The following is a 14,803-nucleotide window of genomic DNA, read 5'->3' as shown; positions in this document are numbered from 1 at the left end:
ACTGGCCTATCCCCGGCAGGCCGGCGCGCGTCGCGGCCGCGCTTGCGTACGCGTGCGGCCAGCAAGCAAACACCGACCATTTCCGCTCCATGAAAGCGTTGCGCGACCCCCGCTGTGTACTGATCGAAACCCGGCGTTTCGTGCCCCGGCGCTTCGACGGCCTCAGCCTCGGTCCGATCGTGCTGCTGCGCCCCGGCACCTCGGTGGGCCTGATTGCCCACGAACTCGCGCACGTGCGGCAATTCTGGCGCCGGCCGCTCACCCACGGCCCGCGCTACCTGTTGTCGAAGGCCTATCGGCTCGCCTGCGAGGTCGAGGCCTACCGCGCGCAGCTGCAAGCCGCGGGCAGCACGCCCGAGCGCATCGCGCGGCTGGCCCACTATCTGGCGACGCAGTACCGGCTCGGCCTGGACCAGGAGACGGCGGTGCGGCTGCTGTGCGCAGACGAGCCGGAAGCCTGAGCCGCCTCGGCCCCGGCGACCGCGTCAATGCGCGGTCGCCACCGCGTGCCGCTGCACGCCGGCCAGCGTATGGCGCATCGCGTCGCGCACCGCGGCCACCGAGCGGTTGTCGTCGTCGGCCTTGCGCGTGACCAGCGCCATGGTCAGCACGGGGGCAGCCCGGCCCAGCCGTACGATGCGCACCGGGTAGCCCTGCAGCACCATCGGGTCCGGGGTCTGCACCACCGACACCCCCAGGCCGCCGCTCACCATCGCGACGATGGCCGGTGCGCTGTCGAATTCCAGCGTGCCGCGGATCTCGGGTACGTGGGTGCCGACGTACTGCGCTGCCATCGCGCCCGACACGGTATTGCGGTCGTAGCGGATCCAGTCGTAGAGACGGAACAGGGACGCCACGTTGGCCTCGGTCGAGGTGGGCGGGGCGATCAGGACCAGTTCGCGCCGCAGCATCGGCGTCCACCGCAGTCGGGCCGAGCCGCCGGTGGGCGGCTGCGCGACCAGGGCCGCGTCGATCTCGCCGGCCTTGACGGCGGCGGTCAGCGAACTGCTGCGGCCGCGGATCAGCCGCAGCTCCAGCCGCGGATGGCGCTCGCGCACGAAGCGCACGATGCCCGGCAGCACCACCGGTTGCAGCGACTCGATCACGCCCAGGCGCACCACGCCCTCCACCGCGATGCTGCTGCCGGCGCGCAGCGCCTCCAGATTCTGCAGCGCCTGCCGCATGGTGGCCGAGACCTCGTGGGCGAGGGCGCTGGGGCGCGCCTGCAGGCCCGAGCGGTCGAACAGCGGCCGCCCCAGGTAGAGCTCCAGCTGCTTCATCTGCATGCTCACCGCGCTGGGGGTGACGTTGGCCTGGCGCGCCGCGCCGGCGAAAGTGCCGGTCTGCAAGACGGCTTCCAGGGTATGGAAAGTCTCAATCTTCATCAAAATTCCTTATGAAGAATCGCAAATAAGTTCGCTTTTCTCATGGTACTCCCATCGGTACACTTCTCCTCAACGTCACGTACCGATACATGGAGAAGCCCCCGATGTCCGCCTCAGCCCCTACCAGATCGACGCAGCCGGGCCAGCGCCCGCGGGCGTGGACCGCCGAACAGGCACGCCAGGACACCTCCTGGGTGCTGCGCCTGACAGAGGAACAGGTGCAGGGCATGCGCGACGCGCTCGTCCATGCCCGCTCGCTGAACAAGCCGCTGCTGGAGATGGAGCAGGCGGACTTCCCGCTGAACGACGCCGCCCGCGAGGTGCTGCAGCGCGCCATCGACACCACGCAGGGCCGTTGGGGCATGTGCCTGGTCAAGGGCTTCCCGGTGGACGAATGGACCGAGGAAGAGGCCCGCCTGGCCTACTGGGGCATGAGCCTGTACATGGGCGTGGGCCGCACGCAGAACCGCGCCAGCGAGTTCATGAACGACGTGCGCAACGAAGGCGGCGAGTACAAGGTCAAGGGCGGCCGCGGCTACAACACCAATGCGGGGCTGGACTTCCACCAGGACTCGTGCGACGTGGTCGGCCTGCTGTGCCGGCGCACCGCCAAGGCGGGCGGCACCAGCAAGGTGATCAGCTCCATCGCGCTGTACGAGGAACTCGAGCGCCGCCGTCCCGACCTGATCCCGGTGCTCAAGGGCACCTGGTTCCACAGCTACCAGGGCACGCAGGACCCGGTGCAGCCGCAGTACTACCGCTGCCCGATCTTCGGCAGCCATCCCGAGTTCTTCGCCGCGCGCACCAACCGCAAGAACACCGTCGCGGCGCAGCGCGACTTCCCCGAGATCCCGCGTTTGACGCCCGCGCAGAACGAGGCGCTGGACCTGCTGGACGAGCTGATGCCCAGCGAACTGCTGTGCTACACGATGGAGCTGGAGCAGGGCGACATGCAGCTGCTGAACAACTACGTCACGCTGCACTCGCGCACCCCGTTCGAAGACCACGAGGAGCCGGACCGCAAGCGCCACCTGTTCCGCCTGTGGCTGGCGGTGCCGGGCTCGCAGCCGCTGCCCGACGACTGGAAGGAGTACTACGGCGACGTGCGCGCCGGGTCGGTGCGCGGCGGCGTGCGCGGCAGCGCCATCACGCAGGCGTTCCTCGACTACGAGAAGCGCCAGGCGGATGCGCTCGGCATGGCACGCGAGGCGTGGCGCCCGCAGGTCCGCCAGGAGGACATGACGCGGATCCTGGCCGAGTACGAGCGTAACGGCACGGCCCAGGAGGCGGCATGAGTGGCGCCGGCGTGCAATCGACCCTGCTCAAGGCGCGGCTGCAGGAAGGCCGTCCGGTGCTCGCGCCGGGCGTCTACGATGCGCTGACCGCGCTGCTGGCCGAACAGGCGGGCTTCGAGGCGCTCTACCTGTCGGGCGGGGCCGTGGCCTACACGCTGCTGGGCCGCTCCGACGTGGGGCTGACCACGGCGACGGAGACCGCCGACGTACTGGCGCGCATCGCCGACCGCGTCGCGCTGCCCATCATCGTCGACGGCGATACCGGCTATGGCAACGCGCTGAACACGCAGCGCACGGTGCGCGCTTTCGAGCGCGCGGGCGCGGCGATGATCCAACTGGAGGACCAGGGCTTTCCGAAGCGCTGCGGCCACCTGGCCGGCAAGTCGCTGGTATCGGTGACCGAGATGTGCGGCAAGCTGCGGGCGGCGCTGGACGCGCGCCACCATGCCGATACGCTGATCCTCGCGCGCACCGACGCGGTGGCGGTGGAAGGGCTGGACGCCGCCATCGAGCGCGCCGAGGCCTATCTCGCCTGCGGCGTGGACGCGCTGTTCATCGAGGCGGTGGTATCGGCCGCGGACATGGACCGCGTCTGCGCGCAGTTCGCCTCCCGCGTGCCGCTGCTGGCCAATATGGTGGAGGGCGGCAAGACGCCGATCCAGAGCGCGGACGAGCTGGGCCAGCGCGGCTACCGCATCGTGATCTATCCGGGCGGCACGGTGCGCTTTGCCTCGCGCCAGCTGCAGCGTTATTTCGCCGGCCTGAAGGAGGCGGGCACCACGCGCGCCTTCAAGGACGAGATGAACGACTTCGACGCGCTCAACGAGGTGATCGGCACGCCTGAACTGCTCGATACCGCCCGGCGCTACGCCGAGGACGGCTGAGCGCGGCGGTGCACCACGCGTCGCGCAAGAGCGCGACAGCAGCAAGCCGGCGGCAGACCGGCCCATGCCGACAGGCTGGCAAAGACCGGCCGGCGCATCATGACCACATGACCCCAACCCCGGGGGAGACAACGATGACAAAGCGCCTCCACAAGGTACTCGGCAAACTGCTGGGTACCGCGATCCTCGCGGCTGCGGCCGCGACCACTCCCGCGGCGATGGCTGCCTATCCCGACAAGCCGGTCAAGCTCGTCGTGCCGTTCCCGCCGGGCGGCAATATCGACGCTACCGCGCGCATCGTCGCGAGCGGGCTGAGCGACGCGCTGGGCCAGACCGTGGTGGTCGAGAACCGTGCGGGCGCGGGCGGCCTCGTCGGCTCCGAGTCCGTGGCGCGCGCCGCGCCGGACGGCTACACGATGCTGCTCGCCTCGACGGGCGCGCTCGCCACGCTCAAGGCGCTGAACCCGGAAGCGACCCTGTCGCCCGAACGCGACCTGGTATCGGCCGGCCCCATCTCCCGGGCGCCGCTGGTGCTGGTCGTCAGCCCGAAAGTCCCGGCCAGGTCGCTGGCCGAGTTCATCGCCTATGCGCGCTCCCAGCCCGGCAAGCTGACCTTCGGCACGGCGGGCGTCGGCACTGCGGCCCATCTGACCGGCGAATACTTCCAGAAGCAGAGCGGCACGAAGCTGCTGCACGTGCCCTACAAGGGCAGCAGCCTGGCCGTGGCCGACCTGCTCGGCGGCCACGTCGACCTCACGTTCGACCAGCTGGCCTCGACGCTGCCGCAGATCCGCGCCGGCAAGCTCAAGGCGCTGGGCGTCACCACGGCGCAGCGCACCTCCGTGATGCCCGATCTGCCCACGCTGGCCGAAGGGGGCCTGCCGGGCTTCGAGGCCGCCACCACCACCGGCCTGATGTTCCCGAAGGGCACGCCGCCCGAGGTGCTCACGCACATCAACGCGGCGCTGCAAAAGACGCTGGCGCGCGAGAGCACCGCGAAGCAGCTGCGCGAGCTCGGCGCCGACGTGCAGACCGGAGCGGCCGGCGACTTCGACAAGACGCTGAGGGCCGAGACCACGAAGTGGGAGCAGGTGATCCGGGACGCCGGCGTCACCGCGCCCAGGTAGATCGCGAGAACAGGAGACCCCATGACGCATCAGCCCGCCGCGGCGGCGCCGGTATGCCTGCCGCCGCGCGAACCGGCGTCGCCGCCCCGCACGCGGCTGCCCGACGGCGCCACCGACTGCCACTGCCATGTGTATGACGACCCCGGGCGCTACCCGCTGGTGCCCGGGCGGTCGTACACGCCGGCGCGCGCCACGCTGGACCAGTACCTCGCGATGTGCCGGCAGGTCGGCATCACGCGCACGGTGCAGGTCAGCGCCAGCGTCTACGGCGCGGACAACCGCCTGACGCTCGATACCATCGCCGCGCTCGGCCAGGACCGCGCGCGCGGCGTGGCCGGGCTGCACCGGGGCGTAACCCGCGACGAGCTCGACACCCTGCATGCCGGCGGCATGCGGGGTGTTCGCGTTTCGACGCACGTGAAGGGCTACGGCGGCACGCAGGCCATCGGGGAGTACGCCGCGCGCATTCGTCCGCTGGGCTGGCACGTGCAGGTGCATGTGGCCCACGCCGACGAGATCGCCGATCTCGAGGACGAGCTGATGCGCGTGCCGGTGCCGCTGGTGTTCGACCACCTGGGCTGCGTGCGCGGCGCGGAAGGCCCCGGCAACCGCGGCTTCCAGGCGTTGCTGCGGCTGCTGCGCCGGCGCGAAGACTGCTGGGCGAAGATTTCCAGCTGGTATCGGCGCTCCGATGCGGGCCCCGGCCATGCCGACATGGCCCCCATCGTCGCGGCGCTGGTGGACGCGCGGCCGGACCGGCTCGTGTTCGGCACCAACTGGCCGCACCCGGCACTGAACGCGCCGCAGACCGTGCCGGACGACGGCGAGCTGATCGACACCTTCGCCAGCTGGGTGCCCGACCCCGGCATCCGGCAGCGCATCCTCGTGGAAAACCCCGCGCAGCTTTACGGCTTTCCGCGCTGAGGGCGCGAACCCCAACCGCGACGGGCCGCCGATGCAGCGGCCCGCGACTGACAAGAATCCTGGCAAACACAACAGAACACGGAGAGACATATGCAACGACGCGACTTCCTGGGCCTGGCGGCCGCTACCGCCATGCTGCCCCGCGCGCTATACGCCGCGCCCTCGGTCACCAAGATGCTGGTCGGCGCGACGCCGGGCGGCGGCACCGACCTCGTGGCGCGCGCACTGAGCGCCGAACTGGAACAGCGGCTCAAACACTCGTTCATCGTCGAGAACCGCGGCGGCGCCGCGGGCAATATTGCCGCGATGGCCGTGGCCAAGGCCGAGCCCGATGGCGGCACGCTGCTGCTCAGCTATACCAGCCATGCCATCAACCCGGCGCTGTTCGACAAGAAGCCCTTCGATCCGCTGAAGGACTTCACGCCGATTTCGCTGATCGCCAGTTCGCCGCTGATCCTGGTGTCGCGGCCGGACCTGGGCGTGGCCAACGTGCGCGAGCTGATCGCGCTGGCCAAGTCCAAGCCCGGCAAGCTGAGCCTGGCCGTGGCGGGCGTGGGCAGCGCCAACCATCTGGCCGGCGAGATGCTCAAGCGCGAGGCCGGCATCGATCTGGTCAGCGTGCCGTACAAGGGCGCCGCGCCCGCGGTGGCCGACGTGGTGGCCAGCCAGGCCGATCTGCTGCTCGGCAACGTCGCCACGGTGCAGCCGCTGCTGCAGGCGGGCAAGATCAAGGGCCTGGGCGTGAGCACCACGCAGCGGCTCGCTACCTTCCCCGATCTGGCGCCGATCGCCGACGTGGTGCCGAACTTCGACTACAGCTCGTGGTACGGCCTGCTCGGGCCTGCCGGCATGCCGGCCAGCGTGGTGCAGCCGCTGGAAAAGGCGGTGCGCACCGCGGTGGCATCGCCGGCCATGCGCAAACGGCTGGAAAGCGAAGGACTGGCGCCGGCGGGGCAGGGCGCGGCCGAGTTCACCCGCTTCCTGCAAAGCGAGATCGCGCGCTGGGCCAAGGTGGTGGCGTTGACCGGCACACGGCTGAGCTAAACGGCTCAGCGCTCCGGCGCAGGGGCTTCACGCGCCTCCTTGATCCACCGCCACAGCGTGGCGCGGCTGATGCCCAGGCGCTGCGCCGCCTGTTGCCGGTTGCCCCCGCACGCGGCCAGTACATCGAGCACGCGCGCGCGGTCATCGGACGGATGGCCCGGCGGCGTGCCCACGCCCGCGTACAGTTCGGGGCAATCGTGGCGCAGCGCGTCGAAGGCGATCTCGCCGATGTGCTCCCACTGCGAGAAGAACACCGCCATCCGCTCGCACAGGTTTTCCAGCTCGCGCACGTTGCCTGGCCACGGATAGGCCACCAGCCTGTCGCGCACCCGCGCCACCAGCGCCGCCGCATCGAGCGCGCAGTCGACCCGGTCCAGGCTGCGCCGTAGCAGCACGACGGCCAGCGCCTCGATGTCCGGCTGGCGTTCGCGCAGCGGCGGCAGCGCAAGTTGCAGCGTGTTGATGCGGTAGTAGAGGTCCTGCCGGAACTGCCTCGCCGCGATCAGCTGCGGCAGGGGCTGGTGGGTGGCGGCGATGATCCGCACGTCGACAGGGATCGGCACGGCGCCGCCGAGCCGCACGATCTCGCGCTCCTGCAGCACCCGCAGCAGCCGCGTCTGGAGCGAGACCGGCATGTCGCCGATCTCGTCCAGAAACAGCGTGCCGGTGTGGGCCGCCTCGAACAGCCCGCGCTTGCCGCCGCGGCGCGAGCCGGTGAAGGCGCCTTCCTCGTAGCCGAACAGTTCGCTCTCGAGGAGCGCTTCCGGAAAGGCGGCGCAGTTGACGGCCACGAACGGCTTGCCCGCGCGCTTGCTGTCGTTGTGGATGGCCTGCGCGAACAGTTCCTTGCCCACGCCGCTTTCGCCGGACAGCAGCACCGTCAGGTCGGTGCGGGCAAAGCGCTTTGCGCTCTCGCAAGCCCGCACGAAGGCCGGGCTGTGGCCGATCAGGTTGCCGAAGCGGTAGCGCGCCGTGGGCTGGTAGCGGCGCTGCTGGCTGCGCAGGCTCGCGTCGGCATCCTGGATGCTGCGCGCGTCGTACAGCGTGATGGCGGCACCGACCGTTTCGCCATGCTCGCGGATCGGCGTGCGATTGACGATCCAGTCGCGCTGCGCATGGCGCATGACGCCGCCGCGCTCCTGCTGCCCGCTCTCCAGCGTGGCCTGCAGCGACAGGGCGGGCTCGATGTCCTCCAGATGCTGGCCCAGCAGCCGCGCACGCACGCGGCCGAGCAGCTTTTCCATGGGCGGGTTGACGGCGATCACGCGATTGTCCCGGTCCACCGCCAGCACCGCTTCCTGCAGGTTGTGCAGCACGCCGTTGAGCTGCTCGTAGCGGCCGGCCTCCAGACGCGCCACGCGCGCGAGCTCGATCGCATCCTCGATGCCCTGGCGCACCGCGCCGAGCGAATAGGCCAGCCGCCCCTGCAAGCCGTATTGCTCGGCGAACTCCACCACGAGGCTGGAGCCCACCACCACTTCGTAGCCGTCGCGCACCAGCAGCTCGAAGCAGCGGCGCGCCTCGTCCGGGGTGCGGTAGGCGTACTGGGCCACCTCGATCCTCAGCAGGTCGCGGATGGCCTCCAGTTCCGGAATGCTCTGCCCGTACATCACCACGCCGACCCGCGTGGAGATTCGCCGCGCGCTGAGCAGCGCCAGCAGGATGTCGAAGCCGCTGAGCTTGATGGTGGCCACCGGCGCCTGCACCGCGTTGCGCAGGATCGTGGCATTGGCGCCGGCGCTGATGAACGCGTCGGCCGATTCGTCGCGGATGCGCTCGCGGGCGGCATCCAGCGCCCCGTCGAAGGAGGCGTTGACCACCTCGATGTCCGCGCGGTCGGCGTACTCGTCCAGCACCGTCATCGCGAACCGGCTCAGGTGCTTGTAGCTGAGAAAGCAAAGCCGCGGGCGCGTGCCGCGCTCGGCCAGGGTCGTGCGCATGGTGTCTCCTTGCCGGGCCGTCCTGCGCGTGCCGCGTTTGCGGCGGCGGGCGGCGGCCCGTTTCATCGATGTTTCGCGCAGTGTTTCATGAAACACCGACGAACGCCAAGCCGGATGACGATTCGAGCCAAATCAAGGACTTGCCGCGCACCGCTCGTGTGGCATGGCACTTGCGCCTGCAAGGCCATGACACTGAAGGAGGAAGGCATGCAGGCGCTCGGACACATCACCGTGCTGGATTTGACCCATATGCTGTCGGGCCCCTACGGCACCATGCTGCTGGCCGACCTGGGGGCGCGCACGATCAAGGTCGAGCCGCCCGGGACGGGTGAGGGCACGCGGCGGCTGCTGGCGGAGAGCGAGGAATACTCCCGCGACGGCATGGGCGCCTATTTCCTCACGCTGAACCGCAACAAGCAAAGCGTCTGCGTCGACCTGAAGAGCGAGGCGGGACGCGCGGTGTTCCTGGACCTCGTGCGCAAGGCCGACGTGGTGTTCGACAACTTCAGCGCCGGGGTGACCGAACGGCTGGGCATCGACTACGCGGCCCTGTCGCAGGTCAATCCGCGCATCATCACCTGCTCGGTGACCGGCTTCGGCCAGACCGGCCCGGACCGCCAGCAGCCGGCGTTCGACCAGGTGGTGCAGGCGATGGGCGGCGGCATGTCGATCACCGGCATGAGCGACGGCCCGCCGGTGCGCAGCGGCATTCCGGTCGGCGACCTCGGCGGCGGGCTGTTCGGCGCGATCGGCGTGCTGGCGGCCCTGGCCGCGCGCGAGCAGACCGGGCGCGGCCAGCACGTCGATATCTCGATGCTGGACGCGCAGATCTCGCTGCTGAACTACATGGCGACGATGCACCTGATGTCGGGCATCGTTCCCGAGCGCATCGGCAACAGCCACTTCGTGCACGTGCCGTACAACACCTACCCCACGCGCGACGGCCACATCATCATCGCCTGCATCGGCGACGCCTTCTTCGAGCGCTTCCTCAGCGTGCTGGATCATCCCGAACTGCGCCGCCCCGAATACCTGCGCCAGCCCGGGCGCTATGCCGACAAGGCGCGCATCGACGCCATCATCGGCGACGAACTGCGCCGCGAGTCGTCGGCCTACTGGCTGGACCGGCTGCGCCAGGCGCGCATTCCGTGCGGCCCCGTGAACGACTTTGCCCACGCGCTGCAGGAACCGCAGGTGCTGGCGCGCGAGATGGTGGTGGAGGTGCCGCTGCGCACCGGCGAAACCGTCCGCATGCCGGGCAACCCCGTGAAGCTGTCCGAGACGGGCACGTCGGGGTACACGCCGCCGCCGACGGTCGGCGAACACACCGAGGCGGTGCTGCGCGACTGGCTCGGCTACGACGCCGCCCGGCTCGAAGCGCTGCGCGCCGCGGGCGCGGTGGCGTGAGGGAGGACGGCATGGACACCATCGCGATCACCGATGTCGCCCCGCGCGACGGGTTGCAGAACCAGGCCGTGGCGATCCGCACGGCGGACAAGCTCGAACTGATCCGCCGGCTGGCCGCGGCCGGCGTGCGCAGCGTCGAGGCGACCAGCTTCGTGTCGCCGAAGGCCGTACCGCAGATGGCGGATGCCGCCGAGGTCGTGGCCGGCGTCAACGCCGCGCTGCCGGCGCTGCGCATGTCCACGCTCGTGCCCAATCTGAAGGGGCTGGAGCGGGCCCACGCCGCCGGCTCGCGCGAGATCGCGGTGGTGCTGTCAGCCACCGAGACCATGAACCAGCGCAACATCAACATGGGCCTGGACCAGGCCACCACGGTGAGCGAGGAGACCGTGGCGCAGGCACGCCGGCTCGGCCTGCGCACGCGCGCCTACGTCGCCGTGGCCTTCACCTGTCCGTTCGAGGGCGAGGTGCCGCTGGCCACGGTCGTCCGACTCGCACGCCGCATGCGCGATGCCGGCGCGGAGGAGATCGTGATCGCGGACACGATCGGCGCGGCGTCGCCGGCAGCCGTCAAGGCGCGCTTCGCGGCGCTGCGCGAGGAAATGGATATCGCCGCGCTGGCGGTCCATCTGCACGACACGCGCGGACTGGGCGCGGCCAACGCGTGGGCCGCGCTGGAGGCGGGCGTGCGCCGCTTCGACGCCAGCGTGGGCGGTATCGGCGGCTGCCCGTTCGCGCCCGGCGCGGCCGGCAACCTCGCCACCGAGGACCTGGTGCTGATGGCCGAAGGCAGCGGCTTGCGCACCGGCATCTCGCTCGATGGCCTGCTCGATGCCGTCGAGTTCGCGGAGTCGCTGCTCGGGCGCCCGCTCGGCGGCCGCTCCAGCGCATGGCTGCGGCGCCAGCGAGACAAGCGCGTGGCGGCATAGCGACCGCCACGCACGCCAGCACCTCAAAAGACCACAAGACAGGAGACAACCGATGCCGATGATCCGCACGCTGCGCGCGCTAGCGATGGGACTTGCCCTGGCGATGGCCATGGCGCCGTGGGGCCATGCGCTGGCCAAATGGCCCGACAAGCCGGTCACGCTGATCGTGCCGTACGCGCCGGGCGGCGGCACCGACATCGTCAGCCGGCTCGTGGCGCAGAAGCTTTCCGAGCGCTGGGGGCAACCGGTCGTGGTGGAGAACCGCCCGGGCGCCAACGGCGTGATCGGCTCCAGCCATGTCGCCAAGTCCGCCCCCGATGGCTATACGCTGCTGATGGTGGTGGGCTCGCACGCCATCAACCCGGTGTTGATGAAGAGCCTGCCCTACGACACCACGCGCGGCTTCACGCCGATCACGCGGCTGGCGATCTCGCCGATGGTGCTGGTGGTGGCCAACGCCAGTCCGTACAAGACGCTGAACGATCTGGTCGAGGCGGCGCGCAAGGAGCCGCTGGGCGTGGGCTATTCGGAAGGCCAGACCCGCCTGACCGGCGAACTGCTGCGGCAGGTCGGCAAGCTCAAGACCACCCCGGTACCGTACAAGGGCGGCGCGCAGATCATGGTGGACATCATCGGCGGTCACGTGGCCTCCGGCTTCACCAGCGTGCTCACCGCGCTGCCGCACGTGAACGCGGGCAACCTGCGGGTGATCGGCGTGGCCGCCGACGAGCGGATGGCGATCTTCCCCAATGCCATGACGTTCAGGGAGGCGGGGCTGCAGGGCGTGGAGTCGCTGAACTGGTATGGCCTGTTCGGGCCGGCGGGCCTGTCCACGGCCGTCGTCGAGCAGATCCACCGCGACCTGCGCACGGTCACCGCCGATCCCGCGCTGGCCAGGCAGTTGCAGGACCAGGGCGCGACGGTGGTGCTCACCCCGCCGGATGCGTTCCGCGCTTTCCTGAACGGCGAAACGCAGAAGTGGACGCAGGTGGCGCAGCGTGGCGGCATCCAGCCGGAATGAACTGCAAGACGAGGAGCGCAGCATGGATCTGCAACTGAAGGGCAAGCGGGTGCTCGTCACCGGCGGCAGCCGCGGCATCGGGCGCGCTTGCGCCGCGGCGTTCCTGCGCGAGGGCGCGCTCGTGGCCATCGTGTCGCGCAGCGAGGCGAACCTGGTGGCGGCCCGGACGGCCCTGCAAGGGCTGGGCCCCACGCCCGCGACATTCGCCGCGGACCTCACCGATGCCGACGATGCCGCGCGCGCGGCGCAGGCCGCGGTGGCGGCACTCGGTGGCATCGACATCCTCGTCAATTCCGCCGGGGCGGCCCGGCGTACGCCGCCCGCGGAGCTGACGCCGCAGGCATGGCGCAAGGCGATGGACGCGAAGTACTTCAGCTACCTCAACGTCATCGACCCCGTCATCAAGCGGATGGCGGCGCAGGGCGCCGGCGCTATCGTCAATGTCGTCGGCATGGGCGGCAAGGTCGCGAGCCCGACGCATCTTCCGGGCGGCGCGGCCAACGCGGCGCTGATGCTCGCCACCGCCGGGCTTGCCCATGCCTATGGCGGGCAGGGCGTGCGCGTGAACGCCGTCAACCCGGCGGCCACGCATACCGAGCGGCTGCAGCAGGGCCTGGAAGCCGAGGCGGCGCTGAACGGCGTCACGGTCGAGCAGATGCTCGCCCGCGCCAATGCGCGCGTGCCGCTGGGGCGCCTGGCCACGCCCGAGGAAATCGCCGACGCCGTGCTGTTCCTCGCGTCGGCGCGCGCGAGCTATATCTCCGGCGCGGTCCTCTCGATGGACGGCGCCACGACGCCCATGGTCGTCTGAAGCGATTTCGCATCACCCGCGGTACGACACAACAACGACTGTCAACGAACAGGAGGAGACTCAATGAAACGCCGCCACATCGTCCAGGCACTGGGCGCGCTCGCGCTCGCCGGCAACGCCGTCTTCGCGGGTAGCGCCATGGCGCAGGCCTATCCCAGCAAGCCCATCCGGCTGATCGTGCCGTTCGCCCCCGGCGGGGTGTCGGACACCAGCGCCCGCGTCGTTGCCGACAAGCTAGGGCAGCGGCTGGGCCAGCAGGTCGTGGTCGAGAACAAGCCCGGCGCCTCCGGCAACATCGGCACCGCGATGGTGGCGCAGGCCGCGCCCGACGGCTACACGCTGGTGCTCGGCTTCGACGGCACGATGGTCATCAATCCCCATGTCTACGCCAAGGTGCCGTTCGATCCCGTCAAGGACTTCGTGCCCATCGGCAAGATCGGCGATGCCGCGCTGATCCTGATCGCCCACCCGTCGGTGCCCGCGAAGAACCTGCAGGAGCTGGTGGCCTACTCCAAATCGCGCGAAGGCGGACTGTCGTACGGCAGCGCGGGCACCGGCAGCACGCCGCATCTGGCTGGCGAACTGCTCAAGGCGCGCACGGGGCTGAACATGGTCCACGTGCCATACAAGGGCGGCGGGCAGGCGATGGGCGACCTCGTCGGCGGCACGCTGCCGCTGCTGTACACGGCGGTGGCGGGCGCCCAGCAGTATGTGAAGGGCGGCAAGGCCACGGCCATCGCCGTATCGGGCGCGAGCCGCGTGCCGGCACTGCCCGATGTGCCGACGATCGCCGAGTCGGGCGTACCGGGCCTGGTCAGCGAATCGTGGGTTGGGCTGCTGGCCCCGGCCAACACGCCGAAGGAGATCGTCGACAAGCTGTCCGGCGAACTGAACGCCGTGGTCAACCTGCCCGACACGCGGGAGCGGCTGGCGACGCTGGGCATCGTGCCCGTGGGCAACAGCTCCGAGGCGTTCGGCAAGCAGATCCAGGCCGACCTGAAGAAGTACAGCGAGGTGGTCAAGACCGCGAAGATCCGGGTGGAGTGACCGCGTCATGCCGCCGGCGGGCGAATGTCATGCCATGTCCGTATTGGCCTTTGGTCCAATACGGACGGCCGCTTCCGCGCGCTGAGACTTGTATGCGACAAAGGGATTGACACCCCTTTTGTGGTGATCCTATAACGTGAGAACGACGGGGCAGGCAGCGTCCGCGCCCCTCGGCTCGCCCCGGCTGGATCGCGGGTCCGACTGGCGGCATTGCGGTACCGGACCCTTGCAGCAGGGATCGGTCCCGACGGCGTCGCGGATGCATTCGGTTTCTTCCTTCCCCGGCGCGCCGCGACAGCAGCACGGAAGGAGCACGATGATGAGCGATCCCGATGTGGCCGTGTACGTCGTCGACGATGAGGAGACGGTGGCGCGCGGCCTGGCCAGACTGGTCCAGTCGCACGGTTATCGCACCCGCTCGTTCAGTTCCACCGGGGCATTCCTGGAGGCGTGGTCGCAGGAGACCGGACCGGCCTGCCTGGTGCTGGATGTCAGGATGCCCGACCTGAGCGGCATCGAACTGCAGCGCCGCCTCGGCCCCGATGTGCCGGTCGTGATGCTTTCCGGCTACGCCGATGTGCCGGCCGTCGTACAGGCCATGCTGGCCGGTGCCGTCGATTTCCTGCAGAAGCCCGTTACCACGACCACGCTGTTGCCCGCGCTCGCCAAGGCGTGCTGCGCGGCGCTGGAAGCCTACGCGCGCAGGCAGGAGCTGCAGCACTTGCGCGACCTGGTGGGCCGCCTCACGCCGCGCGAGCGCGAGGTGATGGCATGGGTGGTGACGGGGCGCCTTAACAAGCAGGTCGCCAGCGAACTGGGCACCGTGGAAAAGACCATCAAGGCGCACCGCGCGCGCGTCATGCAGAAGCTCGAGGTCGGCTCGCTTCCCGATCTCGTGCGCATGGCGGATCGGGTCGGCATGCATCCGCAGCGGCGCGGCGTGCCGGCTGCCGACTGAAGCCACGCGGCCGTGCAGGGGCGCGCCCCGCGCC

The 14,803-nt window shown here is 70.2% G+C and carries 14 protein-coding genes; 12 read left to right on the top strand and 2 right to left on the bottom strand.

Features of this window, described 5'->3' with window-relative positions:
• The first annotated feature begins 89 nt into the window (after window positions 1–89).
• Window positions 90–461 carry a hypothetical protein gene (locus LDO27_RS02950; protein ID WP_222206418.1) on the top strand — a complete coding sequence of 124 codons (372 nt, stop codon included), beginning with the start codon at window positions 90–92 and terminating at the stop codon, window positions 459–461.
• Window positions 462–485: 24 nt separating this feature from the next.
• Here LDO27_RS02950 and LDO27_RS02945 read toward each other — a convergent pair whose 3' ends face one another.
• Window positions 486–1,385, bottom strand: a complete 900-nt coding sequence (locus LDO27_RS02945; protein WP_222206415.1) for a LysR family transcriptional regulator — start codon at window positions 1,383–1,385, stop codon at window positions 486–488.
• Window positions 1,386–1,489: 104 nt separating this feature from the next.
• On the opposite strand from LDO27_RS02945, the gene LDO27_RS02940 reads away from it, so the two are divergent.
• From LDO27_RS02940 to LDO27_RS02920, 5 genes are all read left to right on the top strand, one after another.
• Entirely contained in the window at window positions 1,490–2,680 is a 1,191-nt protein-coding gene (locus LDO27_RS02940; protein WP_224039535.1) for a TauD/TfdA family dioxygenase, read from the top strand.
• A complete protein-coding gene (locus LDO27_RS02935; RefSeq protein ID WP_222206410.1) occupies window positions 2,677–3,564 on the top strand; it encodes an isocitrate lyase/PEP mutase family protein in 888 nt (295 codons plus the stop codon). Before LDO27_RS02940 ends, LDO27_RS02935 begins: the two co-directional genes overlap by 4 nt.
• Before the next feature lie 134 nt (window positions 3,565–3,698).
• On the top strand, window positions 3,699–4,691 hold the full coding sequence (locus LDO27_RS02930) for a Bug family tripartite tricarboxylate transporter substrate binding protein (RefSeq protein WP_224039533.1): 993 nt from the start codon (window positions 3,699–3,701) through the stop codon (window positions 4,689–4,691).
• 21 nt (window positions 4,692–4,712) lie between these two features.
• Window positions 4,713–5,615 carry an amidohydrolase family protein gene (locus tag LDO27_RS02925; protein ID WP_224039531.1) on the top strand — a complete coding sequence of 301 codons (903 nt, stop codon included), beginning with the start codon at window positions 4,713–4,715 and terminating at the stop codon, window positions 5,613–5,615.
• Between the two features lie 90 nt (window positions 5,616–5,705).
• On the top strand, window positions 5,706–6,659 hold the full coding sequence (locus LDO27_RS02920) for a tripartite tricarboxylate transporter substrate binding protein (protein ID WP_222206401.1): 954 nt from the start codon (window positions 5,706–5,708) through the stop codon (window positions 6,657–6,659).
• A 5-nt stretch (window positions 6,660–6,664) separates the two neighbouring features.
• Here the strand turns inward: LDO27_RS02920 and prpR are convergent, their stop codons facing one another.
• On the bottom strand, window positions 6,665–8,599 hold the full coding sequence (prpR, locus tag LDO27_RS02915; RefSeq protein ID WP_224039530.1) for a propionate catabolism operon regulatory protein PrpR: 1,935 nt from the start codon (window positions 8,597–8,599) through the stop codon (window positions 6,665–6,667).
• A gap of 186 nt (window positions 8,600–8,785) precedes the next feature.
• Here prpR and LDO27_RS02910 point away from each other — a divergent pair, with 186 nt between their 5' ends.
• From LDO27_RS02910 to LDO27_RS02885, 6 genes are all read left to right on the top strand, one after another.
• Window positions 8,786–10,006 carry a CaiB/BaiF CoA transferase family protein gene (locus LDO27_RS02910; RefSeq protein WP_224039529.1) on the top strand — a complete coding sequence of 407 codons (1,221 nt, stop codon included), beginning with the start codon at window positions 8,786–8,788 and terminating at the stop codon, window positions 10,004–10,006.
• Window positions 10,007–10,017: 11 nt separating this feature from the next.
• Window positions 10,018–10,932 (top strand): hydroxymethylglutaryl-CoA lyase, encoded by a 915-nt coding sequence (locus tag LDO27_RS02905; RefSeq protein ID WP_222206395.1) that lies wholly within the window; start codon window positions 10,018–10,020, stop codon window positions 10,930–10,932.
• 52 nt (window positions 10,933–10,984) lie between these two features.
• A complete protein-coding gene (locus tag LDO27_RS02900) occupies window positions 10,985–11,953 on the top strand; it encodes a Bug family tripartite tricarboxylate transporter substrate binding protein (protein WP_224039528.1) in 969 nt (322 codons plus the stop codon).
• 22 nt (window positions 11,954–11,975) lie between these two features.
• Window positions 11,976–12,764: an SDR family oxidoreductase gene (locus tag LDO27_RS02895; RefSeq protein WP_224039527.1), complete on the top strand. Its 789-nt coding sequence runs from the start codon at window positions 11,976–11,978 to the stop codon at window positions 12,762–12,764.
• A gap of 63 nt (window positions 12,765–12,827) precedes the next feature.
• Window positions 12,828–13,811, top strand: coding sequence for a Bug family tripartite tricarboxylate transporter substrate binding protein (locus LDO27_RS02890; RefSeq protein WP_224039526.1), 984 nt, complete (start codon window positions 12,828–12,830; stop codon window positions 13,809–13,811).
• Between the two features lie 319 nt (window positions 13,812–14,130).
• Complete coding sequence (locus tag LDO27_RS02885; protein ID WP_222206384.1) at window positions 14,131–14,769, top strand: response regulator transcription factor; 639 nt, start codon at window positions 14,131–14,133, stop codon at window positions 14,767–14,769.
• Window positions 14,770–14,803: the final 34 nt, after the last annotated feature.

This window comes from Cupriavidus respiraculi, assembly GCF_914271545.1.
Classification (GTDB): domain Bacteria; phylum Pseudomonadota; class Gammaproteobacteria; order Burkholderiales; family Burkholderiaceae; genus Cupriavidus; species Cupriavidus respiraculi.
This window is presented reverse-complemented; position numbering and strand designations above follow the sequence as displayed.

What these genes read in the sequence shown, in the direction of transcription:
- LDO27_RS02925 (WP_224039531.1), top strand. Translation starts at nt 4,713, where the DNA reads ATGACGCATCAGCCCGCCGCGGCGGCGCCGGTATGCCTGCCGCCGCGC.
- LDO27_RS02895 (WP_224039527.1), top strand. Translation starts at nt 11,976, where the DNA reads ATGGATCTGCAACTGAAGGGCAAGCGGGTGCTCGTCACCGGCGGCAGC.
- LDO27_RS02885 (WP_222206384.1), top strand. Translation starts at nt 14,131, where the DNA reads ATGAGCGATCCCGATGTGGCCGTGTACGTCGTCGACGATGAGGAGACG.
- LDO27_RS02900 (WP_224039528.1), top strand. Translation starts at nt 10,985, where the DNA reads ATGCCGATGATCCGCACGCTGCGCGCGCTAGCGATGGGACTTGCCCTG.
- LDO27_RS02905 (WP_222206395.1), top strand. Translation starts at nt 10,018, where the DNA reads ATGGACACCATCGCGATCACCGATGTCGCCCCGCGCGACGGGTTGCAG.
- LDO27_RS02940 (WP_224039535.1), top strand. Translation starts at nt 1,490, where the DNA reads ATGTCCGCCTCAGCCCCTACCAGATCGACGCAGCCGGGCCAGCGCCCG.
- LDO27_RS02890 (WP_224039526.1), top strand. Translation starts at nt 12,828, where the DNA reads ATGAAACGCCGCCACATCGTCCAGGCACTGGGCGCGCTCGCGCTCGCC.
- LDO27_RS02910 (WP_224039529.1), top strand. Translation starts at nt 8,786, where the DNA reads ATGACACTGAAGGAGGAAGGCATGCAGGCGCTCGGACACATCACCGTG.
- LDO27_RS02935 (WP_222206410.1), top strand. Translation starts at nt 2,677, where the DNA reads ATGAGTGGCGCCGGCGTGCAATCGACCCTGCTCAAGGCGCGGCTGCAG.
- LDO27_RS02930 (WP_224039533.1), top strand. Translation starts at nt 3,699, where the DNA reads ATGACAAAGCGCCTCCACAAGGTACTCGGCAAACTGCTGGGTACCGCG.
- LDO27_RS02950 (WP_222206418.1), top strand. Translation starts at nt 90, where the DNA reads ATGAAAGCGTTGCGCGACCCCCGCTGTGTACTGATCGAAACCCGGCGT.
- prpR (WP_224039530.1), bottom strand. Translation starts at nt 8,599, where the DNA reads ATGCGCACGACCCTGGCCGAGCGCGGCACGCGCCCGCGGCTTTGCTTT.
- LDO27_RS02920 (WP_222206401.1), top strand. Translation starts at nt 5,706, where the DNA reads ATGCAACGACGCGACTTCCTGGGCCTGGCGGCCGCTACCGCCATGCTG.
- LDO27_RS02945 (WP_222206415.1), bottom strand. Translation starts at nt 1,385, where the DNA reads ATGAAGATTGAGACTTTCCATACCCTGGAAGCCGTCTTGCAGACCGGC.